Source organism: Bradyrhizobium sp. SZCCHNGR1005, from assembly GCF_032489995.1.
In the GTDB taxonomy this organism is placed as follows: Bacteria; Pseudomonadota; Alphaproteobacteria; order Rhizobiales; family Xanthobacteraceae; genus Bradyrhizobium.
The window spans coordinates 204377-229182 of sequence record NZ_JAUEZC010000005.1 but is presented as its reverse complement, the minus strand read 5'-3'; the positions used below and the strand labels follow the sequence as shown (position 1 = coordinate 229182).

33 protein-coding genes are annotated in these 24806 nt (G+C 63.2%); 32 read left to right on the top strand and 1 reads right to left on the bottom strand.

Features of this window, described 5'->3' with window-relative positions:
- The first annotated feature begins 63 nt into the window (after positions 1 to 63).
- From QXZ85_RS22785 to rplQ, 32 genes are all read left to right on the top strand, one after another.
- Complete coding sequence (locus QXZ85_RS22785) at positions 64 to 2157, top strand: ABC transporter ATP-binding protein (RefSeq protein WP_409998212.1); 2094 nt, start codon at positions 64 to 66, stop codon at positions 2155 to 2157.
- 1046 nt (positions 2158 to 3203) lie between these two features.
- Positions 3204 to 3575: a 30S ribosomal protein S12 gene (gene rpsL / locus QXZ85_RS22780; protein WP_008969396.1), complete on the top strand. Its 372-nt coding sequence runs from the start codon at positions 3204 to 3206 to the stop codon at positions 3573 to 3575.
- Between the two features lie 29 nt (positions 3576 to 3604).
- Positions 3605 to 4075, top strand: a complete 471-nt coding sequence (gene rpsG / locus QXZ85_RS22775; protein WP_315729537.1) for a 30S ribosomal protein S7 — start codon at positions 3605 to 3607, stop codon at positions 4073 to 4075.
- 33 nt (positions 4076 to 4108) lie between these two features.
- Complete coding sequence (fusA, locus tag QXZ85_RS22770) at positions 4109 to 6181, top strand: elongation factor G (protein ID WP_315705636.1); 2073 nt, start codon at positions 4109 to 4111, stop codon at positions 6179 to 6181.
- Positions 6182 to 6220: 39 nt separating this feature from the next.
- Positions 6221 to 7411 (top strand): elongation factor Tu, encoded by a 1191-nt coding sequence (gene tuf / locus QXZ85_RS22765; RefSeq protein ID WP_315705638.1) that lies wholly within the window; start codon positions 6221 to 6223, stop codon positions 7409 to 7411.
- A gap of 85 nt (positions 7412 to 7496) precedes the next feature.
- Positions 7497 to 7805 carry a 30S ribosomal protein S10 gene (rpsJ, locus tag QXZ85_RS22760; RefSeq protein WP_002712302.1) on the top strand — a complete coding sequence of 103 codons (309 nt, stop codon included), beginning with the start codon at positions 7497 to 7499 and terminating at the stop codon, positions 7803 to 7805.
- 57 nt (positions 7806 to 7862) lie between these two features.
- Positions 7863 to 8582: a 50S ribosomal protein L3 gene (rplC, locus tag QXZ85_RS22755; RefSeq protein WP_315705639.1), complete on the top strand. Its 720-nt coding sequence runs from the start codon at positions 7863 to 7865 to the stop codon at positions 8580 to 8582.
- Position 8583: 1 nt separating this feature from the next.
- On the top strand, positions 8584 to 9204 hold the full coding sequence (rplD, locus tag QXZ85_RS22750; protein ID WP_315705640.1) for a 50S ribosomal protein L4: 621 nt from the start codon (positions 8584 to 8586) through the stop codon (positions 9202 to 9204).
- Complete coding sequence (locus tag QXZ85_RS22745) at positions 9201 to 9500, top strand: 50S ribosomal protein L23 (RefSeq protein WP_315705641.1); 300 nt, start codon at positions 9201 to 9203, stop codon at positions 9498 to 9500. Before rplD ends, QXZ85_RS22745 begins: the two co-directional genes overlap by 4 nt.
- A 12-nt stretch (positions 9501 to 9512) precedes the next feature.
- On the top strand, positions 9513 to 10346 hold the full coding sequence (gene rplB, locus QXZ85_RS22740; protein WP_315705642.1) for a 50S ribosomal protein L2: 834 nt from the start codon (positions 9513 to 9515) through the stop codon (positions 10344 to 10346).
- 11 nt (positions 10347 to 10357) lie between these two features.
- Entirely contained in the window at positions 10358 to 10636 is a 279-nt protein-coding gene (rpsS, locus tag QXZ85_RS22735) for a 30S ribosomal protein S19 (RefSeq protein WP_008963465.1), read from the top strand.
- A gap of 22 nt (positions 10637 to 10658) precedes the next feature.
- Positions 10659 to 11039, top strand: a complete 381-nt coding sequence (gene rplV, locus QXZ85_RS22730; RefSeq protein WP_315705643.1) for a 50S ribosomal protein L22 — start codon at positions 10659 to 10661, stop codon at positions 11037 to 11039.
- A gap of 18 nt (positions 11040 to 11057) precedes the next feature.
- Complete coding sequence (gene rpsC / locus QXZ85_RS22725; RefSeq protein WP_315705644.1) at positions 11058 to 11765, top strand: 30S ribosomal protein S3; 708 nt, start codon at positions 11058 to 11060, stop codon at positions 11763 to 11765.
- 39 nt (positions 11766 to 11804) lie between these two features.
- Positions 11805 to 12218, top strand: a complete 414-nt coding sequence (gene rplP, locus QXZ85_RS22720; protein ID WP_315705645.1) for a 50S ribosomal protein L16 — start codon at positions 11805 to 11807, stop codon at positions 12216 to 12218.
- A 5-nt stretch (positions 12219 to 12223) separates the two neighbouring features.
- Entirely contained in the window at positions 12224 to 12430 is a 207-nt protein-coding gene (rpmC, locus tag QXZ85_RS22715) for a 50S ribosomal protein L29 (RefSeq protein WP_315705646.1), read from the top strand.
- A gap of 12 nt (positions 12431 to 12442) precedes the next feature.
- The gene (gene rpsQ / locus QXZ85_RS22710) at positions 12443 to 12691 is read left to right on the top strand and encodes a 30S ribosomal protein S17 (protein ID WP_315705647.1); all 249 of its coding nucleotides are present in this window, start codon (positions 12443 to 12445) and stop codon (positions 12689 to 12691) included.
- A 93-nt stretch (positions 12692 to 12784) separates the two neighbouring features.
- Entirely contained in the window at positions 12785 to 13153 is a 369-nt protein-coding gene (gene rplN, locus QXZ85_RS22705) for a 50S ribosomal protein L14 (RefSeq protein ID WP_006611848.1), read from the top strand.
- Complete coding sequence (rplX, locus tag QXZ85_RS22700; protein WP_315705648.1) at positions 13153 to 13467, top strand: 50S ribosomal protein L24; 315 nt, start codon at positions 13153 to 13155, stop codon at positions 13465 to 13467. The genes rplN and rplX overlap by 1 nt, the downstream gene beginning before the upstream one ends.
- Entirely contained in the window at positions 13460 to 14017 is a 558-nt protein-coding gene (rplE, locus tag QXZ85_RS22695; protein ID WP_315705649.1) for a 50S ribosomal protein L5, read from the top strand. The genes rplX and rplE overlap by 8 nt, the downstream gene beginning before the upstream one ends.
- A gap of 46 nt (positions 14018 to 14063) precedes the next feature.
- On the top strand, positions 14064 to 14369 hold the full coding sequence (gene rpsN, locus QXZ85_RS22690) for a 30S ribosomal protein S14 (RefSeq protein ID WP_315705650.1): 306 nt from the start codon (positions 14064 to 14066) through the stop codon (positions 14367 to 14369).
- 12 nt (positions 14370 to 14381) lie between these two features.
- Positions 14382 to 14780 carry a 30S ribosomal protein S8 gene (gene rpsH / locus QXZ85_RS22685; protein ID WP_315705651.1) on the top strand — a complete coding sequence of 133 codons (399 nt, stop codon included), beginning with the start codon at positions 14382 to 14384 and terminating at the stop codon, positions 14778 to 14780.
- A gap of 13 nt (positions 14781 to 14793) precedes the next feature.
- Positions 14794 to 15327, top strand: coding sequence for a 50S ribosomal protein L6 (rplF, locus tag QXZ85_RS22680; protein WP_316174893.1), 534 nt, complete (start codon positions 14794 to 14796; stop codon positions 15325 to 15327).
- Positions 15328 to 15338: 11 nt separating this feature from the next.
- A complete protein-coding gene (gene rplR / locus QXZ85_RS22675; RefSeq protein WP_316174895.1) occupies positions 15339 to 15701 on the top strand; it encodes a 50S ribosomal protein L18 in 363 nt (120 codons plus the stop codon).
- A 53-nt stretch (positions 15702 to 15754) separates the two neighbouring features.
- Positions 15755 to 16330: a 30S ribosomal protein S5 gene (rpsE, locus tag QXZ85_RS22670; RefSeq protein WP_315705654.1), complete on the top strand. Its 576-nt coding sequence runs from the start codon at positions 15755 to 15757 to the stop codon at positions 16328 to 16330.
- Positions 16331 to 16374: 44 nt separating this feature from the next.
- Positions 16375 to 16566, top strand: coding sequence for a 50S ribosomal protein L30 (gene rpmD, locus QXZ85_RS22665; protein ID WP_315705655.1), 192 nt, complete (start codon positions 16375 to 16377; stop codon positions 16564 to 16566).
- 16 nt (positions 16567 to 16582) lie between these two features.
- Positions 16583 to 17071, top strand: coding sequence for a 50S ribosomal protein L15 (gene rplO, locus QXZ85_RS22660; RefSeq protein WP_315743249.1), 489 nt, complete (start codon positions 16583 to 16585; stop codon positions 17069 to 17071).
- A gap of 181 nt (positions 17072 to 17252) precedes the next feature.
- Positions 17253 to 18587 (top strand): preprotein translocase subunit SecY, encoded by a 1335-nt coding sequence (gene secY, locus QXZ85_RS22655; RefSeq protein WP_315705657.1) that lies wholly within the window; start codon positions 17253 to 17255, stop codon positions 18585 to 18587.
- Positions 18588 to 18670: 83 nt separating this feature from the next.
- Positions 18671 to 19615, top strand: coding sequence for an adenylate kinase (locus QXZ85_RS22650; protein ID WP_316174897.1), 945 nt, complete (start codon positions 18671 to 18673; stop codon positions 19613 to 19615).
- Between the two features lie 182 nt (positions 19616 to 19797).
- On the top strand, positions 19798 to 20166 hold the full coding sequence (gene rpsM / locus QXZ85_RS22645) for a 30S ribosomal protein S13 (RefSeq protein WP_315705659.1): 369 nt from the start codon (positions 19798 to 19800) through the stop codon (positions 20164 to 20166).
- Positions 20167 to 20293: 127 nt separating this feature from the next.
- Positions 20294 to 20683: a 30S ribosomal protein S11 gene (gene rpsK, locus QXZ85_RS22640; protein ID WP_012045029.1), complete on the top strand. Its 390-nt coding sequence runs from the start codon at positions 20294 to 20296 to the stop codon at positions 20681 to 20683.
- A 116-nt stretch (positions 20684 to 20799) separates the two neighbouring features.
- Positions 20800 to 21831 carry a DNA-directed RNA polymerase subunit alpha gene (locus tag QXZ85_RS22635; RefSeq protein WP_315705660.1) on the top strand — a complete coding sequence of 344 codons (1032 nt, stop codon included), beginning with the start codon at positions 20800 to 20802 and terminating at the stop codon, positions 21829 to 21831.
- Between the two features lie 146 nt (positions 21832 to 21977).
- Positions 21978 to 22391 carry a 50S ribosomal protein L17 gene (rplQ, locus tag QXZ85_RS22630; protein ID WP_315705661.1) on the top strand — a complete coding sequence of 138 codons (414 nt, stop codon included), beginning with the start codon at positions 21978 to 21980 and terminating at the stop codon, positions 22389 to 22391.
- Between the two features lie 57 nt (positions 22392 to 22448).
- Here the strand turns inward: rplQ and QXZ85_RS22625 are convergent, their stop codons facing one another.
- Positions 22449 to 24443, bottom strand: coding sequence for a methyl-accepting chemotaxis protein (locus tag QXZ85_RS22625; RefSeq protein WP_315705662.1), 1995 nt, complete (start codon positions 24441 to 24443; stop codon positions 22449 to 22451).
- Positions 24444 to 24806 lie beyond the last annotated feature (363 nt).

Below are 24806 nucleotides of genomic sequence, written 5' to 3'. Positions count from 1 at the left end.
CGAGTCTTCTACGGTCAGGCCGGCCGTGCAGCATCGGTTGGTTCAATGGCGTCCAAAACTTCAATGTCTGACGGTCGGCAACCTGCGTCCGAAGGCGATCCCGCCTCGGATCCGGCCAAGCTCGTTGTGGCCAAATCCGAAGCCCTCAAGACCGAAGCTCCAAAGACGGGCGCGCCGAAACCTGCCGTGCCCAAAGGGCCGGCCGCCGGCAAACCGCCGGCTCCGGTCGACGATGAGGATGACGAGGACGAAGACGAAGACGAGCAGGACGAGGAGGAGGAGGGCCTCGACCTCGATGATGATGACGACGACGAAGACCTCGTCGTCTTTACTGCACGCGAAGCCGCCGGTGCGTTGGCGACGGTCTATGGCTTCGTCGCGCCGCTGCTGGCCAAATACAAGAAGATGCTGGCCTTCGTCACCTTGGGCGTCCTTGTCGAGACGCTGTTCAACGTGATCATGCCGCTCAGCCTCAAGTTCCTGATCGACGACGCGCTCGGCGAGGAGGATTTCGAGGCGCTCTATCGCATCCTAGGCGTGCTCGCCGCCGCCGGCATCTTCACCTCGATCGTCGCTGTGCTGTACGAGCGCTGGGACGCGCGGCTCGCCGCCTGCGTCATCTCGGATGTGCGCACGCGGCTGTTCGAGCACGTCCAGAATCTCCCTGCAGCCTATTTTCAGCGGACCAAGCGCGGCGAGATCCTGTCGCGTTTCTCCGTCGACATGTCGGCGTTCGAAGGGGTGGTGAAGAGCTTCTCGAACAGCGCGGCACTGCCGTTTCTGGAACTGATCGCGGGCATCATCCTGATGCTCTTCCTGAACTGGCAGCTGGCCGTGGTGGCGCTCCTGGTGTTTCCGATTACGCTGATCGGTCCGCGTATCCTCACGCCCATGGCGGTGGTGGCCAATTACGAGCAGAAGGTCAACGAGGCCTCGCTGCTCGGCGTGATCCACGAGAACATCGCAGCTCAGGCGGTGATCAAGGCGTTCAGTCTGCACCGCAAGGTGTTCGGCTGGTTCACCCTGCGCAATGACGCGGCCCGGCAGAAGATGGCCTCTGCCATGTTCCTGTCGACCATGGTCGAGCGCACCGTGACGATCGCGGTGCTGTTGCTCCACCTCGTGGTGCTGGCGCTCGGCGCCTATCTCGCCACCAAGGGCCAGATCACGGTCGGGACCTTCGTCACCTTCGAAAGCGCGTTCTGGGAGGTGTCCTACAACATCGCCCATGTCATGCATTTCATTCCGGTGTCGATTTCGTCGGCCGCGGCCATCCGCCATATGCAGGAGCTCTTGGACGAGCCGACCCGCGGCGCCGACCGAGCAGGCGCGCCAGACCTGCCGCGCATCAGCCACGACATCACCTTCGAGCGCGTCACCTTCCAATACGAGGGCAGCGCGACGCCGGTGCTCGACAATCTCAGCCTCAAGCTTGAGGTCGGCAAGCGGATTGCGATCGTCGGCCCGTCAGGCTCGGGCAAGAGCACGCTGCTCAACCTGATCCTGCGGCTCTATGTTCCGGACGAAGGGCGCGTCACCATCGACGGCGTCGACATCCGCAAGGTGACCCGCGACTCGCTGCGCCGGAGCATGGCGGTCGTGTTCCAGGAGAACATGTTGTTCAACATGTCGCTGCGGGAGAACATCCGACTCGGCAAGGAGGGCGCAACCGACGCCGAGGTCGTGGAAGCCGCGAAGAAGGCCGAGATCCACCGCTACATCATGAGCCTGCCGCAGAAATACGATACGTTGGTGGGTGAACGCGGCGACACGCTGTCGGGCGGGCAGCGCCAGCGCATCGCCATTGCGCGGGCGATCATCCGCAATCCCTCGGTGCTGCTGCTGGACGAGGCGACCTCGGCGCTCGACCAGACCACCGAGGCTGCCATCAACCACACGCTGCTGAAGGTCGCCAAGGGCCGTACCATGATCTGGTCGACCCATCGCCTGACCTCGGTCGTCGAGATGGACGAGATCATCGTGATCTCCGGCGGCCGCGCGATCGAGCGCGGCACTCATGCTGAACTGCTCGCCAAGAACGGGGTCTATCGCAAGCTCTGGGATGACCAAGGGCACATGCCGCAGACGGCCGATTCGGCCAATCGGACCGATCCCGACGATGATGATGATGACGACGAGGACGACGACGCGGCGTGAACGGGATCGTCGCGCGGGGTGGTGGCCGGCCATTTGCGTGGGTTGCGTAGGCCGGGGCGGTCGGGCGAATCCCATCGCGGCAGAATCGATCTGTCTGCGGCGCCAAGCGCCTCCGGGCGCCCTGACGAACTTGCGATTCCCGGCGCCCCGTCTGCATGCTCCTGATCTGAATTCGAAAAAAATCAAATAAAATCAATTACTTTTCCGAGATCTTCAATCCGAAGCTCGCAAAGCGAATCGACCGCGAAAGGGCGCGAACTGTTGGAATCGCAACGTTGGCGGGCGCAAAATCCAGCGGATCGGGCCGTCAAGATCGGCGAGGGGGCACAGTTCGGCGGCGACGCCGACAGGGGCAAGCCGGCCGGCCGCCGCCAAGGGATGACGGTCCTCAATGCCAACACCTGCGCTGTCTTTGGTGGCCGCTCGATGCTGCCTTGCGGAATGCAAAGAAAGACTTATCTCGTTGGAACATCGGTATATTCTCAATCGGATGCACATGCGGACAGGCGCCCTCGCGGGGGCACGTCCCGGCTCGGGCCGCCGCCTGCGGTGCCGCGGAAAGCGCAGCTGCCAGAGGCCTTTCTTCTGGTCTCTTGCAGCATCGTTTTGCTTGACTTGGGTATTTACCGCTTATAAAACGCGCCCACTTAACGACAGGCGGTGAGCTTCGCCAGCGTCGGTACGGAACACCCGGACCACCCCGAAACGGGCAGGGATGGGCACCACCCTCGACGAATGCCGCTCAAACGCTGTCGATTATAGCTAGGCAATGCCAGGACGATTTTAGTTCTCTTGAGCAAGTCCTCTTGAGATCGAATTCGGATGCATGACCTCAGGTGGTGGCCGTCGGCTGTGCCGACCGGCTCTGACTGCGGTCCTCTGTGGCGTCAAGCGCTTTCCGTTCAGCGATGAGCGGTTGGCGCGCTTTCGCTTTGCGCAGATGTTTTTCGCGCTGGCGGCCCGGTGAGGCGGGGAACCTCAGTAGGAATTTGCGGGCACCACGCGACGTGGTTTTCGTAAGAACGTTGAGAAGGGTGAAGGCCAAGATGCCGACGATCAACCAGCTGATCGCAAATCCGCGCGTTGTGCAGAAGTCGCGCAAGAAGGTGCCGGCGCTGCAGCAGTCGCCGCAGAAGCGCGGTGTTTGCACGCGCGTCTACACCACGACGCCGAAGAAGCCGAACTCGGCGCTTCGTAAGGTCGCCAAGGTGCGCCTGACCAACGGCTTCGAGGTGATCGGTTACATCCCGGGTGAAGGCCATAACCTTCAGGAGCACTCGGTGGTCATGATCCGCGGTGGTCGCGTCAAGGACTTGCCGGGCGTGCGCTACCACATTCTCCGCGGCGTCTTGGATACCCAGGGCGTCAAGAACCGTAAGCAGCGCCGTTCGAAGTACGGCGCCAAGCGGCCCAAGTAAGACGTTCGAGATAAGCGGGAACAGAACACATGTCGCGTCGCCACTCTGCCGAAAAGCGTGAAGTGCTTCCGGATCCGAAGTTCGGGAACGTCGTCATTACGAAGTTCATGAATTCGGTGATGTATGCCGGCAAGAAGTCGGTCGCCGAAAGCATCGTTTACGGCGCGCTCGGCATCATCGAGAGCAAGACCAAGCAGAATCCGCTGACGGTGTTCGAGCAGGCGCTCGACAACGTGATGCCGACCATCGAGGTGCGCTCCCGCCGCGTCGGCGGTGCGACCTACCAGGTTCCGGTCGAAGTGCGTTCGACGCGTCGGCAGGCTTTGGGAATTCGTTGGCTGATCTCCGCGGCGCGCGATCGCAACGAGAAGACGATGACCGAGCGGCTCTCGGCGGAGCTACTCGACGCCTCGAACAACCGGGGGAACGCCGTCAAGAAGCGTGAAGACGTGCATCGCATGGCGGAAGCCAACCGCGCCTTCTCGCACTATCGCTGGTAACGGCGACCCGAACGGAAATTTAGGAACAGGTCCATGCCCCGCCAACATGCCATCGAGGACTACCGTAACTTCGGTATCATGGCGCATATCGACGCCGGTAAGACCACGACCACCGAGCGCATTCTGTATTACACCGGCAAGAGCCACAAAATCGGCGAGGTGCACGAGGGTGCCGCGACGATGGACTGGATGGAGCAGGAGCAGGAGCGCGGCATCACGATCACGTCGGCCGCGACCACCGCGTTCTGGAACGGCAAGCGTCTGAACATCATCGATACGCCCGGCCACGTCGACTTCACCATCGAGGTGGAGCGTTCGTTGCGCGTGCTGGACGGCGCCGTGTGCGTGCTCGACTCCAACCAGGGCGTCGAGCCGCAGACCGAGACTGTCTGGCGCCAGGGCGACAAGTACAAGGTGCCGCGCATCGTCTTCGCCAACAAGATGGACAAGACCGGTGCCGACTTCTTCAAGTGCCTGGCGGACATCGTCGATCGCCTGGGCGCGAAGCCGGTTGCGATCCAGCTGCCGATCGGTGCTGAGAACAATTTCAAGGGCGTTGTCGACCTCGTGAAGATGCAGGGCATCGTCTGGAACGACGAGTCGCTCGGTGCGAAGTTCGACTATGTCGACATTCCGGCGGATCTTGCCGACCAGGCCAAGGAATATCGCGAGAAGCTGGTGGAAGCCGCCGTCGAGCTCGACGACGACGCCATGGCTGCCTATCTCGACGGCAAGGAGCCGGACGAGGCGACCTTGAAGAAGCTGCTCCGCAAAGCGGTTCTGACCGGCGCCTTCTATCCGGTGCTATGCGGCTCGGCCTTCAAGAACAAGGGCGTGCAGCCGCTGCTCGACGCCGTTGTCGACTATCTGCCGTCGCCGCTCGACGTGCCTGCGATCAAGGGCACTGACGACAAGGGCAACGAAGTCGTGCGCAAGGCGGACGACAAGGAGCCGCTGTCGCTGCTCGCGTTCAAGATCATGGACGACCCGTTCGTTGGCACCATCACCTTCTGCCGCATCTATTCGGGCATCCTGCAGAGCGGCACCGGCGTCGTGAACTCGACCCGCGAGAAGAAGGAGCGCATCGGCCGCATGCTCTTGATGCACGCGAACAATCGCGAGGACATCAAGGAAGCCTATGCCGGCGACATCGTCGCGCTGGCTGGCCTCAAGGAAGCGCGCACCGGTGATACGCTTTGCGATCCGACCCACCAGGTGATCCTGGAAAAGATGGAATTCCCGGAGCCGGTGATCGAGATCGCGATCGAGCCGAAATCGAAGGCGGACCAGGAGAAGCTCGGCATCGCGCTGGCGAAGCTGGCGGCGGAGGATCCGTCGTTCCGGGTGTCGACCGATCACGAGTCCGGCCAGACCATCCTGAAGGGCATGGGCGAGCTTCATCTCGACATCAAGGTCGACATCTTGAAGCGGACCTACAAGGTGGACGCCAATATCGGCGCGCCGCAGGTGGCGTTCCGTGAGCGCATCACCAAGCCTGCCAATGTGGATTACACCCACAAGAAGCAGACCGGCGGCACCGGCCAGTTCGCGGCCGTCTCGCTGGTGGTCGAGCCGAACGAGCCGGGCGGCGGCTACGTGTTCGAATCCAAGATCGTCGGTGGTGCGGTTCCGAAGGAATACATCCCCGGTGTTGAGAAGGGCATCGAGAGCGTGCTCGGCTCTGGCGTGGTCGCCGGCTTCCCGGTGGTCGACGTCAAGGTGGCGCTGGTCGACGGTAAGTATCACGACGTCGACTCTTCGGCGCTGGCCTTCGAAATCGCATCGCGCGCGGCCTTCCGCGAGGCGCTGCAGAAGGGCAAATCGGTTCTGCTCGAGCCGATCATGAAGGTCGAAGTGGTGACGCCGGAAGACTACACCGGTTCCGTCATCGGCGACTTGAACTCGCGGCGTGGCCAGATCCAGGGCCAGGACATGCGCGGCAATGCCAACGTCATCAACGCGATGGTGCCGCTCATGAACATGTTCGGTTACGTGAATAACCTGCGCTCGATGAGCCAGGGGCGCGCGACCTTCACGATGCAGTTCGACCACTACGCGGAAGCGCCGGCCAACGTGTCGGCGGAAGTCCAGAAGAAGTTTGCCTGATTGTCGTTAGCTCAAGTTAGCGACTGAACGGAGAGTCAAATGGCCAAAGCAAAGTTTGAACGTAACAAACCGCACTGCAACATCGGCACCATCGGTCACGTCGACCACGGCAAGACGTCGCTGACGGCTGCGATCACCAAGATCCTGGCCGAGACCGGTGGCGCGACGTTCACTGCATACGACCAGATCGACAAGGCGCCGGAAGAGAAGGCCCGCGGCATCACCATCTCGACCGCGCACGTCGAGTACGAGACCAAGAACCGCCACTACGCGCACGTCGACTGCCCCGGCCACGCCGACTACGTGAAGAACATGATCACCGGCGCCGCCCAGATGGACGGTGCGATCCTGGTCGTGTCGGCTGCTGACGGCCCGATGCCGCAGACCCGCGAGCACATCCTGCTCGCCCGCCAGGTCGGCGTTCCGGCGCTGGTCGTGTTCCTCAACAAGTGCGACATGGTCGACGATCCGGAGCTGCTCGAGCTCGTCGAGCTCGAGGTCCGCGAGCTGCTCTCGAAGTACGAATTCCCGGGCGACAAGATCCCGATCATCAAGGGTTCGGCGCTCGCCGCTCTGGAAGATTCGGACAAGAAGCTCGGTCACGACGCGATCCTCGAGCTGATGCGCAATGTCGACGAGTACATTCCGCAGCCGGAGCGTCCGATCGACCAGCCGTTCCTGATGCCGGTGGAAGACGTGTTCTCGATCTCGGGCCGCGGCACCGTGGTGACCGGCCGTGTCGAGCGCGGCATCATCAAGGTTGGCGACGAAATCGAGATCGTCGGCATCCGTCCGACCCAGAAGACCACGGTCACCGGCGTAGAGATGTTCCGCAAGCTGCTCGATCAGGGTCAGGCGGGCGATAACATCGGCGCGCTGCTTCGCGGCACCAAGCGCGAGGAAGTCGAGCGCGGCCAGGTGCTGTGCAAGCCGGGTTCGGTCAAGCCGCACACCAAGTTCAAGGCTGAGGCTTACATCCTCACCAAGGAAGAGGGCGGCCGTCACACGCCGTTCTTCACCAACTACCGTCCGCAGTTCTACTTCCGCACGACCGACGTGACCGGTGTCGTGCATCTGCCGGAAGGCACCGAGATGGTGATGCCGGGCGACAACATCGCGATGGAAGTGCACCTGATCGTGCCGATCGCGATGGAGGAGAAGCTGCGCTTCGCCATCCGCGAGGGTGGTCGCACCGTCGGCGCCGGCGTCGTCGCCGCGATCATCGAGTAACAAGCGATAGGGAATGGCGAGTGGCGGGTGGACCAGATCCATTCGCTACTCGCTACTCGCCACTCACTAGAGAAAGCATACGGCAATGAACGGCCAGAACATTCGCATCCGTCTCAAGGCGTTCGACCATCGTATCCTCGATACGTCGACGCGGGAGATCGTGAACACGGCGAAACGGACCGGCGCGCAGGTTCGCGGACCCATTCCGCTGCCGACCCGCATCGAGAAGTTCACCGTCAACCGTTCGCCGCACGTCGACAAGAAGAGCCGCGAGCAGTTCGAGATGCGCACCCACAAGCGCCTGCTCGACATCGTCGATCCGACCCCGCAGACCGTTGACGCGCTGATGAAGCTCGATCTGGCCGCCGGTGTCGACGTCGAGATCAAGCTCTAAGATTTTTGGATTCACGTCCGCGTGTTGCGGACACACAGAAGAACAGGATGCACGCCGATGCGCTCCGGAGTGATCGCACAAAAGGTCGGGATGACGCGGGTCTTCACGGAGACCGGCGAACATATCCCCGTGACCGTGCTGAAGCTCGGCAACTGCCAGGTGGTTGGTCACCGCACCAAAGACAAGAACGGCTACGTCGCGCTGCAGCTCGGCGCCGGCAGCCGTAAGACCGTGTACATGCCGAAGGCCGAGCGCGGTCAGTTCGCGGTCGCCAAGGTCGAGCCGAAGCGCAAGCTCGCCGAATTCCGCGTCAGCGAGGACGCGCTGATTCCGGTCGGCGCCGAAATCCAGGCTGACCACTTCGTTGTCGGCCAGTTCGTCGACGTCACCGGCACCTCGATCGGTAAGGGGTTTGCCGGCGGTATGAAGCGCTGGAATTTCGGCGGTCTGCGCGCCACTCACGGCGTGTCGATCTCGCATCGTTCGATCGGTTCGACCGGTGGTCGTCAGGACCCCGGCAAGACCTGGAAGAACAAGAAGATGCCCGGTCACATGGGTGTGGAGCGCGTCACCACGCTGAACCTGCGTGTGGTGCAGACGGATGTCGAGCGCGGCCTGATCCTGGTGGAAGGCGCGGTGCCCGGTTCCAAGGGCGGCTGGATCTCGGTGCGCGACGCCGTGAAGAAGCCGCTGCCGAAGGAAGCGCCGAAGCCCGGCAAGTTCAAGGTCGCTACCGAGCAGGCTGCGGAAGCTGCGGCCGTGCAGGAGGGCGCATAACATGGAACTGAAAGTCACCACCCTCGAGGGCAAGGAAGCCGGCTCGGTCCAGCTGTCCGACGCCATCTTCGGTCTTGAGCCGCGCGCGGATATCATCGCGCGTTGCGTTCAGTGGCAGCTGAACAAGCGCCAGGCCGGCACTCACAAGGCCAAGGGCCGCGCCGAAGTCTGGCGCACCGGCAAGAAGATGTACAAGCAGAAGGGCACCGGCGGTGCTCGTCACGGCTCGGCTCGCGTGCCGCAGTTCCGTGGCGGCGGCCGCGCCTTCGGTCCGGTGGTGCGTTCGCACGCCACTGATCTGCCGAAGAAGGTGCGCGCGCTTGCGCTCAAGCATGCGCTGTCGGCCAAGGCAAAGGACGGCGACCTGGTCGTGCTGGAGAACGCGACGCTCGAGACCGCCAAGACCAAGGCGCTGGTCGGGCACTTCTCCGGCCTCGGGCTCACCAACGCGCTGATCATCGACGGCGCCGAGCTGCACGGCGGGTTCGCCAATGCGGCCCGCAACATCCCGAACATGGACGTGCTGCCGATCCAGGGCATCAACGTCTACGACATTCTGCGCCGTCAGAAGCTGGTGCTGACCAAGGCGGCGATCGATGCGCTGGAGGCGCGCTTCAAATGAAGACCATCGATCCGCGCCACTACGACATCATCCTTTCGCCGGTCGTGACCGAGAAGGCGACCTACGCCTCCGAGCACAACAAGGTTCTGTTCAAGGTGGCCGCCAAGGCGACCAAGCCGCAGATCAAAGAGGCGATCGAGAAGCTGTTCGACGTCAAGGTCAAGAGCGTCAACACGCTCGTGCGCAAGGGCAAGACCAAGATGTTCCGCGGCCATTTCGGGTCGCAGTCGGACTCCAAGCGCGCGATCGTGACCCTCGAAGAGGGCCACCGCATCGACGTGACCACCGGGCTATAAGGCTGTACTGCCATGGCATTGAAGACATTCAACCCCACGACGCCGGGCCAGCGCCAGCTGGTGATGGTCGATCGTTCGGCGCTCTACAAGGGCAAGCCGGTCAAGGCTCTGACCGAAGGCAAGCTGTCGAGCGGCGGCCGCAACAACACCGGCCGCATCACCGTCCGCTTTCTTGGTGGCGGCCACAAGCAGTCGTACCGCACGGTCGATTTCAAGCGCGACAAGGTCGACGTTCCCGCCACCGTCGAGCGGCTGGAATATGATCCGAACCGCACCGCCTTCATCGCCCTGGTCAAGTATCAGGACGGCGAGCTGGCCTACATCCTGGCCCCGCAGCGCCTTGCGGTCGGCGACACCATCGTCGCCGGCAACTATGTCGACGTGAAGCCGGGCAACGTCATGCCGCTCGGCAACATGCCGGTCGGCACGATCGTCCACAACATCGAGGTCAAGATCGGCAAGGGTGGTCAGCTGGCGCGTTCGGCCGGCACCTACGCCCAGATCGTCGGCCGCGACCAGGACTACGTGATCCTGCGCCTGAACTCGGGCGAGCAACGCCTGGTGCACGGCCGTTGCCGTGGCACGATCGGCGCGGTGTCGAACCCGGACCACATGAACACCTCGATCGGCAAGGCCGGCCGCAAGCGTTGGATGGGCCGTCGGCCCCACAACCGCGGCGTCGCCATGAACCCGATCGATCACCCGCACGGCGGCGGCGAAGGCCGTACTTCCGGCGGTCGTCACCCGGTCACGCCGTGGGGCAAGCCCACCAAGGGCAAGAAGACCCGCACCAACAAGTCGACCGATAAATTCATTCTGTTGAGCCGCCACAAGCGGAAGAAGTAAGGAACGCCGAGATGGTTCGTTCAGTCTGGAAGGGCCCGTTCGTCGAGGCGTCGCTGCTCAAGAAGGCAGATGCGGCGCGGGCGTCTGGCCGGCACGACGTGATCAAGATCTGGAGCCGCCGTTCGACCATCCTGCCGCAGTTCGTCGGGCTGACGTTCGGCGTCTACAACGGCCAGAAGCATGTGCCGGTGGCGGTCAACGAGGAGATGGTCGGTCACAAGTTCGGCGAGTTCTCGCCGACCCGGACCTTCCACGGCCATTCCGGCGACAAGAAAGCCAAGAAGGCCTAAGAGTAGGCTTGAGGATTAAGCGATGAGCAAACCAAAGCGCGAACGGAGCCTCCCGGACAACGAGGCCAAGGCGGTCGCCAGGATGTTGCGGGTGAGCCCGCAGAAGCTCAACCTGGTCGCCCAGATGATCCGCGGCCGGAAGGCCTCTTCTGCGCTCGCCGACCTGCAGTTCTCGCGCAAGCGGATCGCGGTCGACGTCAAGAAGTGCCTGGAATCGGCGATCGCCAATGCCGAGAACAACCATGACCTCGACGTCGACGCCCTCGTCGTGTCGGAGGCCTTCGTCGGCAACGGCATCGTCATGAAGCGGTTTTCGCCGCGCGGCCGTGGCCGCTCGGGCCGGATTTTCAAACCATTTTCGCAGCTGACGATCGTCGTTCGTCAGGTCGAGGCGAGCGCGTAAAGGCGCTGGGAGAATACGATGGGTCAAAAGATCAATCCGATCGGCTTGCGTCTCGGCATCAACCGGACCTGGGATTCGCGCTGGTTCGCGGGCAAGGCCGAATACGGCAAGTTGCTGCATGAGGACGTCAAGATCCGCGAGATCCTGCACAAGGAGCTCAAGCAGGCGGCCGTCGCGCGCATCGTCATCGAGCGTCCGCACAAGAAGTGCCGCGTCACCATCCACTCGGCGCGTCCGGGTGTCGTGATCGGCAAGAAGGGCGCCGACATCGACAAGCTGCGCAAGCGCGTCGCCGACATCACCTCGTCGGACGTCGTCATTAACATTGTCGAGATCCGCAAGCCCGAGCTCGATGCGACCCTGGTTGCGGAATCGATCGCGCAGCAGCTCGAGCGCCGCGTCGCGTTCCGCCGCGCCATGAAGCGGGCGGTGCAGTCGGCAATGCGTCTGGGTGCCGAAGGCATCCGTATCAACTGCTCGGGCCGTCTGGGCGGCGCGGAAATCGCCCGCATGGAGTGGTATCGCGAGGGACGGGTGCCGCTGCACACGTTGCGCGCCGATATCGACTACGGCACGGCGACCGCATTCACCACGTTCGGCACCTGCGGCGTGAAGGTCTGGATCTTCAAGGGCGAGATTCTCGAGCACGATCCGATGGCGCAGGACAAGCGGATGGCAGAAGGCGACGGTGGCGGCTCGCAGCGCTCCCGCCGCGACGCGGCCTGATCGATCGCCGCGAGAACACAGGTTTGAGGGCTAACAGCCATGATGCAACCAAAGAAAACCAAGTTCCGAAAGGCGCATAAGGGCCGTATCCACGGCGTTGCGTCCTCGGGCGCGACGCTGGCCTTCGGCCAGTTCGGGCTGAAGGCCATGGAGCCGGAGCGCGTCACCGCGCGCCAGATCGAAGCCGCCCGTCGTGCGCTGACCCGTCACATGAAGCGCGCCGGCCGCGTCTGGATCCGCATATTCCCGGACGTTCCGGTGTCGAAGAAGCCGGCCGAAGTCCGCATGGGCTCCGGCAAGGGCTCGCCGGAATTGTGGGTGGCGCGGGTGAAGCCGGGCCGCGTGATGTTCGAGATCGACGGCGTGAGCAACCAGATCGCGCGCGAGGCGCTGACGCTGGCGGCCGCCAAGCTGCCGATCAAGACGCGCTTCGTCGAGCGCATTGCGGAGTAACGGTCATGGCCGAGATGAAAGTTTCCGATATTCGCGCGATGAGCCCCGATCAGATGGAGGACGCGATCCTCAACCTGAAGAAGGAGCGCTTCAACCTGCGTTTCCAGCGCGCCACCGGGCAGCTGGAAAACACCTCGCGGCTGCGTGAGGCGCGCCGCGACATCGCCCGCATCAAGACCATCGCCGCGCAGCAGCGCGCCAAGACGAAGTAAGAGGCTCGACACATGCCGAAACGGACCCTCCAGGGCGTTGTCGTCAGCGACAAGCAGGCCAAGACCGTGGTAGTGCGCGTCGACCGGCGCTTCACCCACCCGATCTACAAGAAGACGATCCGCCGCTCGAAGAACTACCACGCCCATGACGAGAACAACGAGTTCAAGCCGGGCGACACGGTCTGGATCGAAGAGAGCCGGCCGGTCTCGAAGTTGAAGCGCTGGACCGTGATCCGGGGCGAACACAAGAAAACCGCCTGAGGCGAGCGGGCCCTTTCGGGGCCGGTTTCGCTTTCGGGAGCAATCAAGGCGCGACTGTCTCGCGCGAGCATATAAAGAGGACGAGGTGCATCAATGATTCAGATGCAGACCAACCTCGACGTGGCCGACAATTCTGGCGCACGCCGTGTCATGTGTATCAAGGTGCTGGGCGGTTCCAAGCGCCGCTACGCCACCGTGGGCGACATCATCGTGGTGTCGATCAAGGAAGCCATTCCGCGCGGCAAGGTGAAGAAGGGCGACGTCATGAAGGCCGTCGTGGTGCGCGTCCGCAAGGACATCCGCCGCGCCGACGGCTCGGTGATCCGCTTCGACCGCAACGCGGCCGTTCTGATCAACAACCAGTCGGAGCCGGTCGGCACCCGTATCTTCGGGCCGGTGCCGCGCGAGCTGCGCGCCAAGAACCACATGAAGATCATTTCGCTTGCGCCGGAGGTGCTGTGATGGCTGCCAAGATCCGCAAGGGCGACAAGGTGATCGTGCTGACCGGCCGCGACAAGGGTCGCACCGGCGAGGTGTTCGAGGTGCGTCCCGACGAGAGCACCGCATTGGTGCGCGGCATCAACATGGTGAAGCGCCACCAGAAGCAGACCCACAATCAGGAGGGCGGCATCATCTCCAAGGAAGCGCCGATCCACCTGTCCAACATCGCGTATGTCGGCAAGGATGGGAAGCCGACCCGCGTCGGATTCAAGGTTCTGGCAGACGGCAAGAAGGTTCGCGTCGCCAAGAGCTCGGGAGCAGAGATCGATGGCTGAGACCGCTTACGTGCCGCGCCTGCGCGCGGAATATGACCGCAAGATCAAGAGCCAGCTGACCGAGAAGTTCGGCTACGCCAACGTCATGCAGGTGCCGCGGCTCGAGAAGGTCGTGCTGAACATGGGTGTCGGCGAGGCTGTGAACGACCGCAAGAAGGCGGAGACGGCGGCGGCCGACCTGTCGCTGATCGCCGGCCAGAAGGCGGTTGTGACCTATTCCCGCAACGCGATCGCGACCTTCAAGCTGCGCGAGAACCAGCCGATCGGCTGCAAGGTCACCTTGCGGAAGGCGCGCATGTACGAGTTCATCGACCGCCTGATCAACGTCGCGCTGCCGCGCGTCCGCGACTTCCGCGGCCTGAACCCGAAGAGCTTCGATGGCCGCGGCAACTACTCGCTCGGCATCAAGGAGCACATCATTTTCCCCGAAATCGACTTCGACAAGGCGGGGGAGAGCTGGGGCATGGACATCACGGTGTGCACCACGGCGAGCAACGACGAAGAGGCGCGTGCCCTTCTGACCGCATTCAATTTCCCGTTCCGGCAGTGAGACGCTGACTTCGAGCCTCTCAAACGCGGATACCTAGGAGCCAAGCATGGCAAAGAAGAGTTCAATCGAGAAGAACAACCGGCGCAAGCGGATGGCGAAGAACGCCGCCCCGAAGCGCGCGCGGTTGAAGGCGATCATCGCCGACAAGGAAAAGCCGATGGAGGAGCGGTTCGCCGCCACCCTGAAGCTCGCCGAAATGCCGCGCAATTCGTCGGCGACGCGCATCCGCAACCGCTGCGAGCTGACCGGGCGTCCGCGCTCGAACTATCGCAAGAACAAGCTGAGCCGCATCGCGCTGCGCGAGCTCGGCTCGAAGGGCCTGATTCCGGGCCTCGTGAAGTCGAGCTGGTAAGGAGGATCGCTCATGTCAACGCACGATCCCATCAGCGATCTGATCACCCGCATCCGCAACGCGCAGATGCGCTCGAAGTCGAAGGTCTCGACCCCGGGTTCGAAGATGCGCGCCAGCGTGCTCGAGGTCCTGAAGTCGGAAGGCTACATTCGCGGCTATGCCACGGTGGAGCATTCGTCGGGCCGCAGCGAGATCGAGATCGAGCTGAAATATTTCGACGGCGAGCCCGTGATCCGCGAGATCGAGCGGGTTTCGAAGCCCGGCCGCCGCGTCTACACCTCGGTGAAGAATTTGCCGCGCGTGAACAATGGGCTCGGAATTTCAGTGTTGTCGACCCCGAAGGGAATCATGGCCGATCATGACGCGCGGGACGCGAATGTCGGCGGTGAAGTTCTCTTCACGGTGTTCTAAGAAGGATTGAGCAATGTCACGTATTGGCAAGAAGCCTGTGGCGGTGCCGTCCGGTGTGACGGCCTCCGTCGATGGCCAGACCGTCAAGATGAAGGGGCCGAAAGGCCAGCTTCAGTTCATCGTCCATGATGATGTCGAGGTGAAGTTCGAGAACGGCCAGGTCAAGGTTGCCCCGCGCGCCGAGACCAAGCGTGCGCGTTCGCTCTACGGCACCGCGCGCGCCCAGATCGCCAACCTGGTCGAAGGCGTCACCAAGGGTTTCGAGAAGAAGCTCGAGATCACCGGCGTCGGCTATCGCGCCGCGATGCAGGGCAAGAACCTGCAGCTCGCGCTCGGCTACAGCCACGACGTGGTCTATCAGATCCCGGAAGGGATCACGATCACCGTGCCGAAGCCGACCGAGATCACGGTCACGGGCATCGACTCCCAGCGGGTCGGGCAGGTCGCGGCCGAGATCCGTGCCTATCGTCCGCCGGAGCCCTATAAGGGCAAGGGCGTGAAGTACGCGAACGAATTCATCTTCCGCAAGGAAGGCAAGAAGAAGTAACGGAGCCGGTCATGTCGAGAGCCAAGGTTACGAATGCCCGGCGCAAGCAGCGCGTCAGGCTGGCGTTGCGCCGCTCCGCGAACGGTCGGCCGCGTCTGTCGGTGTTCCGTTCGTCGAAGCACATCTATGCGCAGGTCATTGACGACCAGAGGGGCGAGACGCTCGCCTCTGCCTCGTCGATGGAGAAAGAGATGCGTTCGTCCAGCAACACCGGCGCCAATATCGACGCCGCCAAGGCGGTGGGCAAGCTGCTCGCCGAGCGGGCGGTGCAGGCGGGCATCAAGGAAGTTGTGTTCGATCGCGGCAGCTATCTCTATCACGGCCGCGTCAAGGCATTGGCGGATGCGGCGCGCGAGAGCGGGCTGAGCTTCTAACTTATTCGGATAGATCAAGAGGCTCAGGGCCTCCTTAGAGATTGGATAGCACCATGGCAGGTGAACGCGAACGCGGCGGCCGCGAACGGAGCAGGGAGCGCGAGGAGCGCGACAGCGAGTTCGTCGACAAGCTCGTCCACATCAATCGTGTCGCGAAGGTCGTGAAGGGTGGTAAGCGCTTCGGCTTTGCCGCGCTCGTCGTGATCGGCGACCAGAAGGGCCGGGTCGGGTTCGGCCATGGCAAGGCCCGTGAGGTGCCGGAGGCGATCCGCAAGGCGACCGACTCGGCGAAGCGCAACCTGACCCGGGTGGCGCTCCGCGAGGGCCGCACGCTGCACCACGACATCTTCGGCCGCCACGGCGCCGGCCGCGTCTACCTGCGTGCCGCTCCGGCCGGTACCGGCATCATCGCCGGCGGCCCGATGCGCGCGGTGTTCGAGACGCTCGGCATCCAGGACGTGGTTGCGAAGTCGATCGGCTCGTCGAATCCGTACAACATGGTGCGGGCGACCTTCAACGCGCTGAAGCACCAGGACTCGCCGCGCTCGGTGGCGGCGCGCCGCAACATCAAGGTGTCGACCCTGCAGGCTCGCCGCGTCGGCGGCGATGCCGAGGCCGCGGCCGACTAATCATTCGCGCTGCGGGGCTCGCAGCGCATCTTGGAGTTAAAACGATGGCTAGCGCCAAGACGATCAAGGTCGAGCAGATCGGCAGCCCGATCCGCCGCCACCACTCGCAGCGTTCGACGCTGATCGGGTTGAAGCTCAATAAGATTGGCCGGGTCGCCGAGCTGCCGGATTCGCCGGAGGTTCGTGGCATGATCACCAAGGTTCAACATCTCGTCCGCGTCGTCGACGAGAAGTAATTTAAGGAGAAGGGCGATGAAGCTCAGCGAGATCGCCGACAATCCCGGCTCGCGCAAGCAGCGCATGCGGGTCGGCCGTGGCATCGGGTCGGGCAAGGGCAAGACCTCGGGCCGCGGCGGCAAGGGCCAGACCGCGCGTTCGGGCGTGCGCATCAAGGGCTTCGAAGGCGGCCAGATGCCGATGCATCGCCGTCTGCCGAAGCGTGGCTTCAACAACATCTTCCGGCTCGATTTCGTCGAGATCAATCTCGACCGCATTCAGCAGGCGATCGATGCCAAGAAGCTTGACGCCGGCAGCGTGATCAACGCCGAGGCGCTGGTGAAGTCCGGTGCGCTGCGCCGCGCCAAGGACGGCGTACGGCTGCTTGGCCGCGGCGAGCTCAAGGCCAAGGTCAATATCGAGGTGCACGGCGCCTCGAAGTCGGCGATCGCGGCCGTTGAGAAGGCCGGCGGCACCGTGAAGATCCTGGCGCCCGCGCCCGTCGAAGACGGCGAGGCGGCGTAACATCTGCGTCATCGCTCTGCCTTAAGCGTCAACGGCGCGGGCAGGGCGATAGACAGATTAAACCCGCGCACCAAATATATCCGGCGCTCGCCTTCGGAAACGAAGCACTCGTCCCGCGAGCCCATCGCGGGATATGCGGCCAAAATCGGCGGCCAAGAAGGGCGGCGGGAGAAAGCCAAAGATGGTCTCAGCAGCGGAACAACTGGCGGCAAACATCAATCTTGGCGATTTTGCCAAGAACGAGGAGCTGAAGAAGCGCATCTGGTTTACCCTTGGCGCGCTGCTCGTTTATCGTCTTGGGACCTACATTCCGCTGCCGGGCATTGATCCCGCGATCTGGGATTCGGTGTTCCGTACCCAGGCCGGCGGCATTCTCGGCATGTTCAACATGTTCGCCGGCGGCGGCATTCACCGCATGGCGATCTTCGCGCTGAACATCATGCCGTATATCTCGGCATCGATCATCATTCAGCTCCTGACGACCGTCTCGCCGCAGCTGGAAGCCCTGAAGAAGGAAGGCGAGGCGGGCCGCAAGACGCTGAATCAGTACACGCGCTACCTCACCGTGATTCTCGCCGCCGTGCAGTCCTACGGCATTGCAGTCGGCCTGGAAGGCGCCGGCAACGTCGTCAGCGATCCCGGCCTGTTCTTCCGCCTGTCGACCGCGATTACGCTCACCGGCGGCACCATGTTCCTGATGTGGCTGGGCGAGCAGATCACCTCGCGCGGCATCGGCAACGGCATTTCGCTGATCATCCTGTCAGGTATCGTGGCGGAGCTGCCGTCGGCGCTCGCCAACATGCTGGAACTCGGCCGTCAGGGCGCCATGTCCACCGGCGTGATCCTGCTGGTGATCATCATGGCGGTCGCCGTGATCGCCTTCATCGTCTTCATGGAGCGGGCCCAGCGCCGGCTCCTGATCCAGTACCCGAAGCGCCAGGTCGGCAATAAGATGTTCGAGGGGCAGTCCTCGCATCTGCCGCTGAAGCTCAACACCTCGGGCGTGATTCCGCCGATCTTCGCCTCGTCGCTGCTCTTGCTGCCGACCACGGTCGCCAACTTCAACGCGGGCAAGGGACCGGAGTGGTTCCAGTGGATCACGACCCAGCTCGGTCACGGCCGGCCGCTGTTCCTGATCCTGTACCTGGCGCTGATCCTGTTCTTCGCCTTCTTCTACACTGCGATCGTGTTCAACCCGACCGAGACGGCCGACAATCTGAAGAAGCATGGCGGCTTCATCCCGGGCATCCGGCCGGGCGAACGGACCGCAGAATATATCGACTACGTGCTGTCCCGGATCACCGTCATCGGCGCCATCTATCTGGCAATTGTTTGTTTGATTCCGGAAATTCTGATTTCCTACGCTTCCGTGCCGTTCTACTTTGGCGGCACCTCGCTTCTGATCGTGGTCAGCGTGACGATGGATACCGTGGCGCAGATTCAGGGGTATCTGCTGGCCCATCAATATGAGGGCCTGATCAGGAAGTCGAAATTGCGGGGGCGGCGCCGCGGCTAGCGGCTGGTCGCGCCCGGAAAACCAACAGCCAAGAACAAGGTGCGCGGTCACTTCGCTCACCATGTGCCGGGGGGCGAATAGAGATGAGACTGATTCTTCTGGGACCGCCGGGATCGGGCAAGGGAACGCAGGCGCAGCGCTTGGTACAGCGCTACGGCATCGTCCAGTTGTCGACCGGCGACATGCTCCGCGCCGCGGTGGCGGCCCAGACCCCGATCGGGCTGAAGGCCAAGGACATCATGGCTGCCGGCGGCTTGGTGCCGGACGAGGTCGTGGTCGGCATCATCGCCGACCGGATCGAACAGCCGGATGCTGCCAACGGCTTCATCCTGGACGGCTTCCCGCGGACGGTGCCGCAGGCCGAGGCGCTCGACGTGCTGCTCAAGAAGAAGCAGATGAACCTCGATGCCGTGATCGAGCTCAAGGTCAATGAGGGCGTGCTGTTGGAGCGCGTGGAGCGGCGGGCCGCGGAAACCCGGGCGCGTGGCGAGGCTGTGCGCGCGGACGACACGCCGGAGGTGCTGACCAAGCGGCTGGCGAGCTATCGCGAGCAGACCGAACCCCTCGTTCATTACTATTCCGATCATCGCAGGCTCGCCACGGTCGACGGCATGATGTCGGTCGAAGAGGTGACGGAGGAAATCAGCCGGATCCTGGCTGCCGTCGGCGCCAGTGGCACCAGCCGCGCCGCCAAGAAGGCCAGCGCCGCCAAACGAGGCCCCAAGGCTGGGAAGAAGGCTGGCAAAAAAGCTGCCAAGACGACGGCCAAAGCGGCTGCCAAGACCACCGCCAAGGCAGGGGCAAAGAAGGCGGCAAAGGCTGGCGTTGCCAAGAAAGCGGCAAAGGCGGCCCCCAAAAAGGCTGCCAAAGCAGCCTCGAAAGCCAAAAAGGCTGGAAAATCGGCGAAAAAGGCCGCCAAGAAGGGGGCCAAGCACGCCGTCGCTGCGGCCAGCAAGGCGTCCAAGGGAGCGCGTAAGACCGCTGGAAAGGCTGCAAAAAAGCAGCGAAAAGCGGAGTCAAGAGCCTAGGGGCGGTTGACGACAGGCGTATGAATCCATTAATAAGCCCACATCCAAGTCGGATAGTTTTCAAAAAGATGCCGGGCCCCACGAATCGAGGGGTGGGCGTCTTGTTCGCGTTTGCGGACATCTGCCCGAGATAGCGAGAACGAAAGCCGCTCCGCAACGGATCGGCGACAGGAGAGAAGTCCGTGGCCCGTATTGCCGGTGTCAACATCCCGACCAATAAGCGCGTTCTGATCGCGCTCCAGTACATCCATGGCATCGGCCCGAAGATCGCGGCCGACATCCTGGACAAGGTCAAGATTGCCGAGGATCGCCGCGTCAATCAGCTGAGCGACCAGGAAGTTTTGCAGATCCGCGAAGTGATCGACCGCGACTATGTGGTCGAGGGCGACCTGCGGCGCGAGACCGGCATCAATATCAAGCGGCTGATGGATCTCGGCTGCTACCGCGGCCTGCGTCATCGTCGCGGCCTGCCGGTGCGCGGCCAGCGCACCCATACCAATGCGCGTACGCGCAAGGGGCCGGCCAAGGCGATCGCCGGCAAGAAGAAGTAATTGGCGGATTGCGGGTGGCGAATGGCGAGTAGGGGAAGCCCTATTCGCTTTTCGCCGTTTACCATTCGCCTTTTTGGTGTAGCCGCTGGCACTACGGCGGCGTTGAGATCGTAAGAAAGGTACTTATATGGCCAAGGAAGCCACACGCGTTCGTCGTCGCGAGCGTAAGAACATCGCCTCCGGCGTCGCGCATGTGAACTCGTCGTTCAACAACACCACCATCACCATCACCGACGCACAGGGTAACACCATTGCCTGGTCGTCGGCCGGCACGATGGGGTTCAAGGGATCGCGCAAGTCGACTCCTTATGCTGCGCAGGTCGCGGCGGAGGACGTGTCCAAGAAGGCCCAGGAACACGGCATGCGCACCCTCGAAGTCGAGGTCGCAGGCCCGGGTTCGGGACGTGAATCGGCGCTCCGTGCGCTGCAGGCTGCGGGCTTCACCGTTACCTCGATCCGCGATGTGACGACGATCCCGCACAATGGCTGCCGTCCGCGCAAGCGTCGGCGTGTGTGATGTGACGGAGGCGGGCCCATCGTCCGCCTCTTTGTGCTTTTGAGATATTTCGATGGCCGCGATCTGATGCGCGGATCTCCAACGCCAGTCGATCAGACCGGGATAGACTGGCCCGTATGGGTGAAACAGTGACGATCCAGAAAAATTGGCAAGAATTGATTCGGCCGAACAAGCTCCAGGTCACGCCGGGTTCCGACGCGACCCGTTTCGCCACCGTGGTTGCCGAGCCGCTGGAGCGCGGCTTCGGCCAGACGCTGGGCAATGCCCTGCGCCGCATCCTGCTGTCCTCGCTGCAGGGCGCCGCCGTGCAGTCGGTGCACATCGACGGCGTGCTGCATGAGTTCTCCTCGATCGCCGGCGTCCGCGAGGACGTCACCGACATCGTGCTGAACATCAAGGACATCTCGATCAAGATGCAGGGCGAAGGCCCGAAGCGGATGGTCGTGAAGAAGCAGGGGCCGGGTGTAGTCACCGCCGGTGACATCCAGACCGTCGGCGACGTCGTCGTGCTCAATCCGGATCTGCAGATCTGCACGCTGGACGAGGGCGCCGAGATCCGCATGGAATTCACGGTCACGACCGGCAAGGGCTACGTGCCGGCCGAGCGCAACCGTCCTGAGGATGCGCCGATCGGCTTGATTCCGATCGACAGCCTGTTCTCGCCGGTCCGCAAGGTCTCCTACAAGGTCGAGAACACCCGCGAGGGCCAGATCCTCGACTACGACAAGCTCACGATGACGATCGAGACCAACGGCGCGATCTCGCCGGAGGACGCGGTGGCCTATGCCGCCCGCATCCTGCAGGACCAGCTCAACGTCTTCGTCAACTTCGAAGAGCCGCGCAAGGAAGTCGCGCAGGAGATCATTCCGGATCTCGCTTTCAACCCGGCCTTCCTCAAGAAGGTGGACGAGCTCGAGCTGTCGGTCCGTTCGGCGAACTGCCTGAAGAACGACAACATCGTCTATATCGGCGACCTCGTGCAGAAGTCGGAAGCGGAGATGCTGCGCACCCCGAACTTCGGCCGCAAGTCGCTGAACGAGATCAAGGAAGTGCTGGCCCAGATGGGCCTGCATCTCGGCATGGAAGTGCCGGGTTGGCCGCCGGAGAACATCGACGAGCTCGCCAAGCGCTTCGAGGATCACTACTGAGCGAATGGTGAGTAGGAGTAGCGAATAGGGCAGACCTACTCGCTATTCTCCATTCGCCACTTGCTGCTACCGGGCGAACGCAGGCAGCCCACCTGAGCAAATGTCCGACGAACCGTCGCGGCAGATTGAAACTGAAGGAATAGACAATGCGTCACGGCAAGGTTCATCGGAAGCTCAACCGCACCGCCGAGCATCGCCGCGCGATGTTCGCGAACATGTGCGCCGCGCTGATCAAGCACGAGCAGATCGTCACCACGCTGCCGAAGGCCAAGGAGCTGCGTCCGATCGTCGAGAAGCTGGTCACGCTCGGCAAGAAGGGTGGCCTTTCGATGCGCCGCCAGGCGGTCTCGGAGCTGCGCGACGAGGCGATGGCCAAGAAGCTGTTCGACGTGCTGGCGCCCCGCTACAAGGACCGCAACGGCGGCTACACCCGCATCATCAAGGCCGGCTTCCGCTACGGCGACAATGCCGCGATGGCGGTGATCGAGTTCGTCGACCGCGACGTCGATGCCAAGGGCCAGGATTCCGGTCCGGTGCAGGAGACCTCGGAAGCGGCCTGAGGCTGATCCGATCACTGGTTTCAAAGCGGCGCCTTCGGGCGCCGTTTTTTTTGCGCCTCAGCCGGCGCGAACGGTGGCGATGAAGCTGTCGAGCTCATGCCGGAGACGGTCGTTGCCCTCGCTGAGCAGCGTCGCGGCGTTGAGGACGTGCGCGGACGCCTCGCCTGTCTTGGACGCGCCCTTGGTCACTTCGCCGATGCTGCCTGCGACTTGGGAGGTCCGCTCCGACGCACCCTGGATGTTCCGGGCGATGTCGCGGATGGCGCAGCCTTGCTCCTCGATCGCGGTCGCGACCGTGGATGCGATCTCGGAGATGCGGCCGATGGTGCCGACGATTCCGCTGATCGCACCGACCGATTCCTTGGTCGCGGTCTGGATGCCGGCGATCTGCTCGCGGATTTCCGCGGTCGCATCGGCGGTCTGCTTGGCCAGCGTCTTCACCTCCTGCGCAACAACGGCGAAGCCGGCGCCGGTTTCGCCGGCTCGGGCGGCCTCGATCGTCGCATTCAGCGCCAGCAGGTTGGTCTGCTGTGCGATCGCCGCGATCAACTGGATGACGCTGCCGATTCGCTCGGCCGCCGACGCCAGCTGACCCATATGATCGTCAGTCTGCTTGGCCTGCTGTACGGCCTCCCGGGCGATCGAAGCGGACTCCTCGACCCGCCGTCCGATCTCGGAGGCGGACATCATCATCTGCTCGGTCGTGGCGGCCACGTGCTGGACGTTGGCCGAGGCTTCCTCGGACGCGGTCGCAACGGCGGTGGACAGCGCCTGCGTGTGATGCACGGTATCGGTCAGGCTATGCGCTGATGTCGCGAGCTGCTCCGAGGCGGACGAGACCTGCTCGATCACCTTGCCTGCCGCGGCTTCGAAAGCGGCCGCCAGCGTCGCAAGTTCGGCCTTGTGCCGCTCGGCGGCGCGACGGTCCTCCTGCAGCCGCGCCTCGAGCTCGAAACGAGCCTTCTCCTCGGCCTTGCGCTTGAAGGTTTCGACGGCGCGCGCCATCTCGCCGATTTCGTCGCTGCGCTCGAGTCCGGGCAGGACCACATCGAAGCGGCCGGCGGCGAGTTCATGCATGGCGGCACTCATTCGGCTGATCAATCCGGCGACGCGCCGGCCGAACAACACGGCGAGCAGCGCAAGCGTCAACGCGGTGATCGCGGTGACCCAGGTCAGCATCTGCCTGAAATCCTCGGCCTTGCGCTCGGCGGCCTGCGAGCGCGCGGACGCGGCCGCCGCCGCCTTGACGAAGGCCGGCCGGGTGCGGTCGTAGATCTGTTCCAGGTCTTCCACCTGGTCGGCAAGCGTCTGGCGCGAGACCATGACGCCGGCGAAGGCCGATTTGTAGCCGCGCGCCAGCGCCACGATGTCGGACTTGGCGCCGGCGCCTAAGGTGGTCGCGGCAAGCGCAGTCTCGAACTCGCTCTCGCGTTCATTGAGCTGATCGCCGAATTTCTCCTCGCCGCGCAGCATGAAATCCTTTTCGTGCTGGCGCATCGAAAGCATCAGCACGCGCAACCGCGGCTCGTCGACGTCGGCGAGCTTCGCTTCGAGCTGCCGCACGGCAGTGCTCAGCTTGCCCTGCAATCCGTCGCTTTCGCTCAATCCAAGGATGCGCTGAGCTCCGACGATGTTCTGGAAGCGCGTCGCGTAGAGATTGATGCCGCTGCGTAGCGCGCCGATCTGCTTGACGGGATCGCCATCCGGCGCCGCCGCCGCATAAGCCTCGATCGTCTCCAGCGCCTGCAGTTCCTTCGCGATGCGGTCGGTGTGCTTCTTGATCAGTCCTTCGTCATGGGTGCGAAGGAAGCGCGCGGTGAGCTGCTGCGACTCCAGAAATCCATCCGAGAGCGAGGCTAGTTCCGCTTCAAATCGCATGCTGTCGTCCGACACGCGTTGAATTCGCGCGGCATGATCCAGGCCGCCGAGGCAGGTGGCGCTGACGACCAGCACGCCGGAGATGCCGAGCATCGCGATCTGGGTCTTCAGACTTGGGCGTAGACGGCGCAGGATCTTCGAAGTTCGGCTGTCGGGATGAGCGATCGCAAACATGTCCTGCATTCCTGTCGAGAAGGTCCGACGCCAGTATGTGGGGGACTTTGTTGTTGTTTGAGGCAGCAGTCTGCGATGCGCATCGCTGAAGCCGCCGGTCCTTTTGCGCGCACGGCCTAGCGAGCAGGGGTTGAGAATTCGTGAAGTAATTAGGTAGGGAGGGCTCTATGTCGCATGTGACGAATTCATGACCTTCTGTGCGCGCGTCCTTGTAGTTGCCGCTCGCGACGGATCGACGTTCGCGTTGAGGTGTCGTGAACGTCGTTTCTCCAATGAGCCGAGAGCGATGAACGCGCCGCGCCGGTGTCGCGCCGTTATTTCCGTCGTGCGATTGTCAGTCTCGATAGGCCTGCTTCACAGATG

Coding starts and splice junctions, on each gene's coding strand:
- rpmC (WP_315705646.1), top strand. CDS start 12,224: ATGGCCGAGATGAAAGTTTCCGATATTCGCGCGATGAGCCCCGATCAG.
- rplR (WP_316174895.1), top strand. CDS start 15,339: ATGTCGAGAGCCAAGGTTACGAATGCCCGGCGCAAGCAGCGCGTCAGG.
- rplV (WP_315705643.1), top strand. CDS start 10,659: ATGAGCAAACCAAAGCGCGAACGGAGCCTCCCGGACAACGAGGCCAAG.
- rplP (WP_315705645.1), top strand. CDS start 11,805: ATGATGCAACCAAAGAAAACCAAGTTCCGAAAGGCGCATAAGGGCCGT.
- rpsQ (WP_315705647.1), top strand. CDS start 12,443: ATGCCGAAACGGACCCTCCAGGGCGTTGTCGTCAGCGACAAGCAGGCC.
- rplX (WP_315705648.1), top strand. CDS start 13,153: ATGGCTGCCAAGATCCGCAAGGGCGACAAGGTGATCGTGCTGACCGGC.
- rplD (WP_315705640.1), top strand. CDS start 8,584: ATGGAACTGAAAGTCACCACCCTCGAGGGCAAGGAAGCCGGCTCGGTC.
- fusA (WP_315705636.1), top strand. CDS start 4,109: ATGCCCCGCCAACATGCCATCGAGGACTACCGTAACTTCGGTATCATG.
- QXZ85_RS22635 (WP_315705660.1), top strand. CDS start 20,800: ATGGGTGAAACAGTGACGATCCAGAAAAATTGGCAAGAATTGATTCGG.
- rplB (WP_315705642.1), top strand. CDS start 9,513: ATGGCATTGAAGACATTCAACCCCACGACGCCGGGCCAGCGCCAGCTG.
- tuf (WP_315705638.1), top strand. CDS start 6,221: ATGGCCAAAGCAAAGTTTGAACGTAACAAACCGCACTGCAACATCGGC.
- rplE (WP_315705649.1), top strand. CDS start 13,460: ATGGCTGAGACCGCTTACGTGCCGCGCCTGCGCGCGGAATATGACCGC.
- rpsG (WP_315729537.1), top strand. CDS start 3,605: ATGTCGCGTCGCCACTCTGCCGAAAAGCGTGAAGTGCTTCCGGATCCG.
- QXZ85_RS22745 (WP_315705641.1), top strand. CDS start 9,201: ATGAAGACCATCGATCCGCGCCACTACGACATCATCCTTTCGCCGGTC.
- rplF (WP_316174893.1), top strand. CDS start 14,794: ATGTCACGTATTGGCAAGAAGCCTGTGGCGGTGCCGTCCGGTGTGACG.
- rpsJ (WP_002712302.1), top strand. CDS start 7,497: ATGAACGGCCAGAACATTCGCATCCGTCTCAAGGCGTTCGACCATCGT.
- rpsE (WP_315705654.1), top strand. CDS start 15,755: ATGGCAGGTGAACGCGAACGCGGCGGCCGCGAACGGAGCAGGGAGCGC.
- rplO (WP_315743249.1), top strand. CDS start 16,583: ATGAAGCTCAGCGAGATCGCCGACAATCCCGGCTCGCGCAAGCAGCGC.
- rpmD (WP_315705655.1), top strand. CDS start 16,375: ATGGCTAGCGCCAAGACGATCAAGGTCGAGCAGATCGGCAGCCCGATC.
- rplQ (WP_315705661.1), top strand. CDS start 21,978: ATGCGTCACGGCAAGGTTCATCGGAAGCTCAACCGCACCGCCGAGCAT.
- rplN (WP_006611848.1), top strand. CDS start 12,785: ATGATTCAGATGCAGACCAACCTCGACGTGGCCGACAATTCTGGCGCA.
- rplC (WP_315705639.1), top strand. CDS start 7,863: ATGCGCTCCGGAGTGATCGCACAAAAGGTCGGGATGACGCGGGTCTTC.
- rpsC (WP_315705644.1), top strand. CDS start 11,058: ATGGGTCAAAAGATCAATCCGATCGGCTTGCGTCTCGGCATCAACCGG.
- rpsL (WP_008969396.1), top strand. CDS start 3,204: ATGCCGACGATCAACCAGCTGATCGCAAATCCGCGCGTTGTGCAGAAG.
- rpsK (WP_012045029.1), top strand. CDS start 20,294: ATGGCCAAGGAAGCCACACGCGTTCGTCGTCGCGAGCGTAAGAACATC.
- rpsN (WP_315705650.1), top strand. CDS start 14,064: ATGGCAAAGAAGAGTTCAATCGAGAAGAACAACCGGCGCAAGCGGATG.
- QXZ85_RS22650 (WP_316174897.1), top strand. CDS start 18,671: ATGAGACTGATTCTTCTGGGACCGCCGGGATCGGGCAAGGGAACGCAG.
- secY (WP_315705657.1), top strand. CDS start 17,253: ATGGTCTCAGCAGCGGAACAACTGGCGGCAAACATCAATCTTGGCGAT.
- rpsS (WP_008963465.1), top strand. CDS start 10,358: ATGGTTCGTTCAGTCTGGAAGGGCCCGTTCGTCGAGGCGTCGCTGCTC.
- rpsH (WP_315705651.1), top strand. CDS start 14,382: ATGTCAACGCACGATCCCATCAGCGATCTGATCACCCGCATCCGCAAC.
- QXZ85_RS22785 (WP_409998212.1), top strand. CDS start 64: ATGTCTGACGGTCGGCAACCTGCGTCCGAAGGCGATCCCGCCTCGGAT.
- QXZ85_RS22625 (WP_315705662.1), bottom strand. CDS start 24,443: ATGTTTGCGATCGCTCATCCCGACAGCCGAACTTCGAAGATCCTGCGC.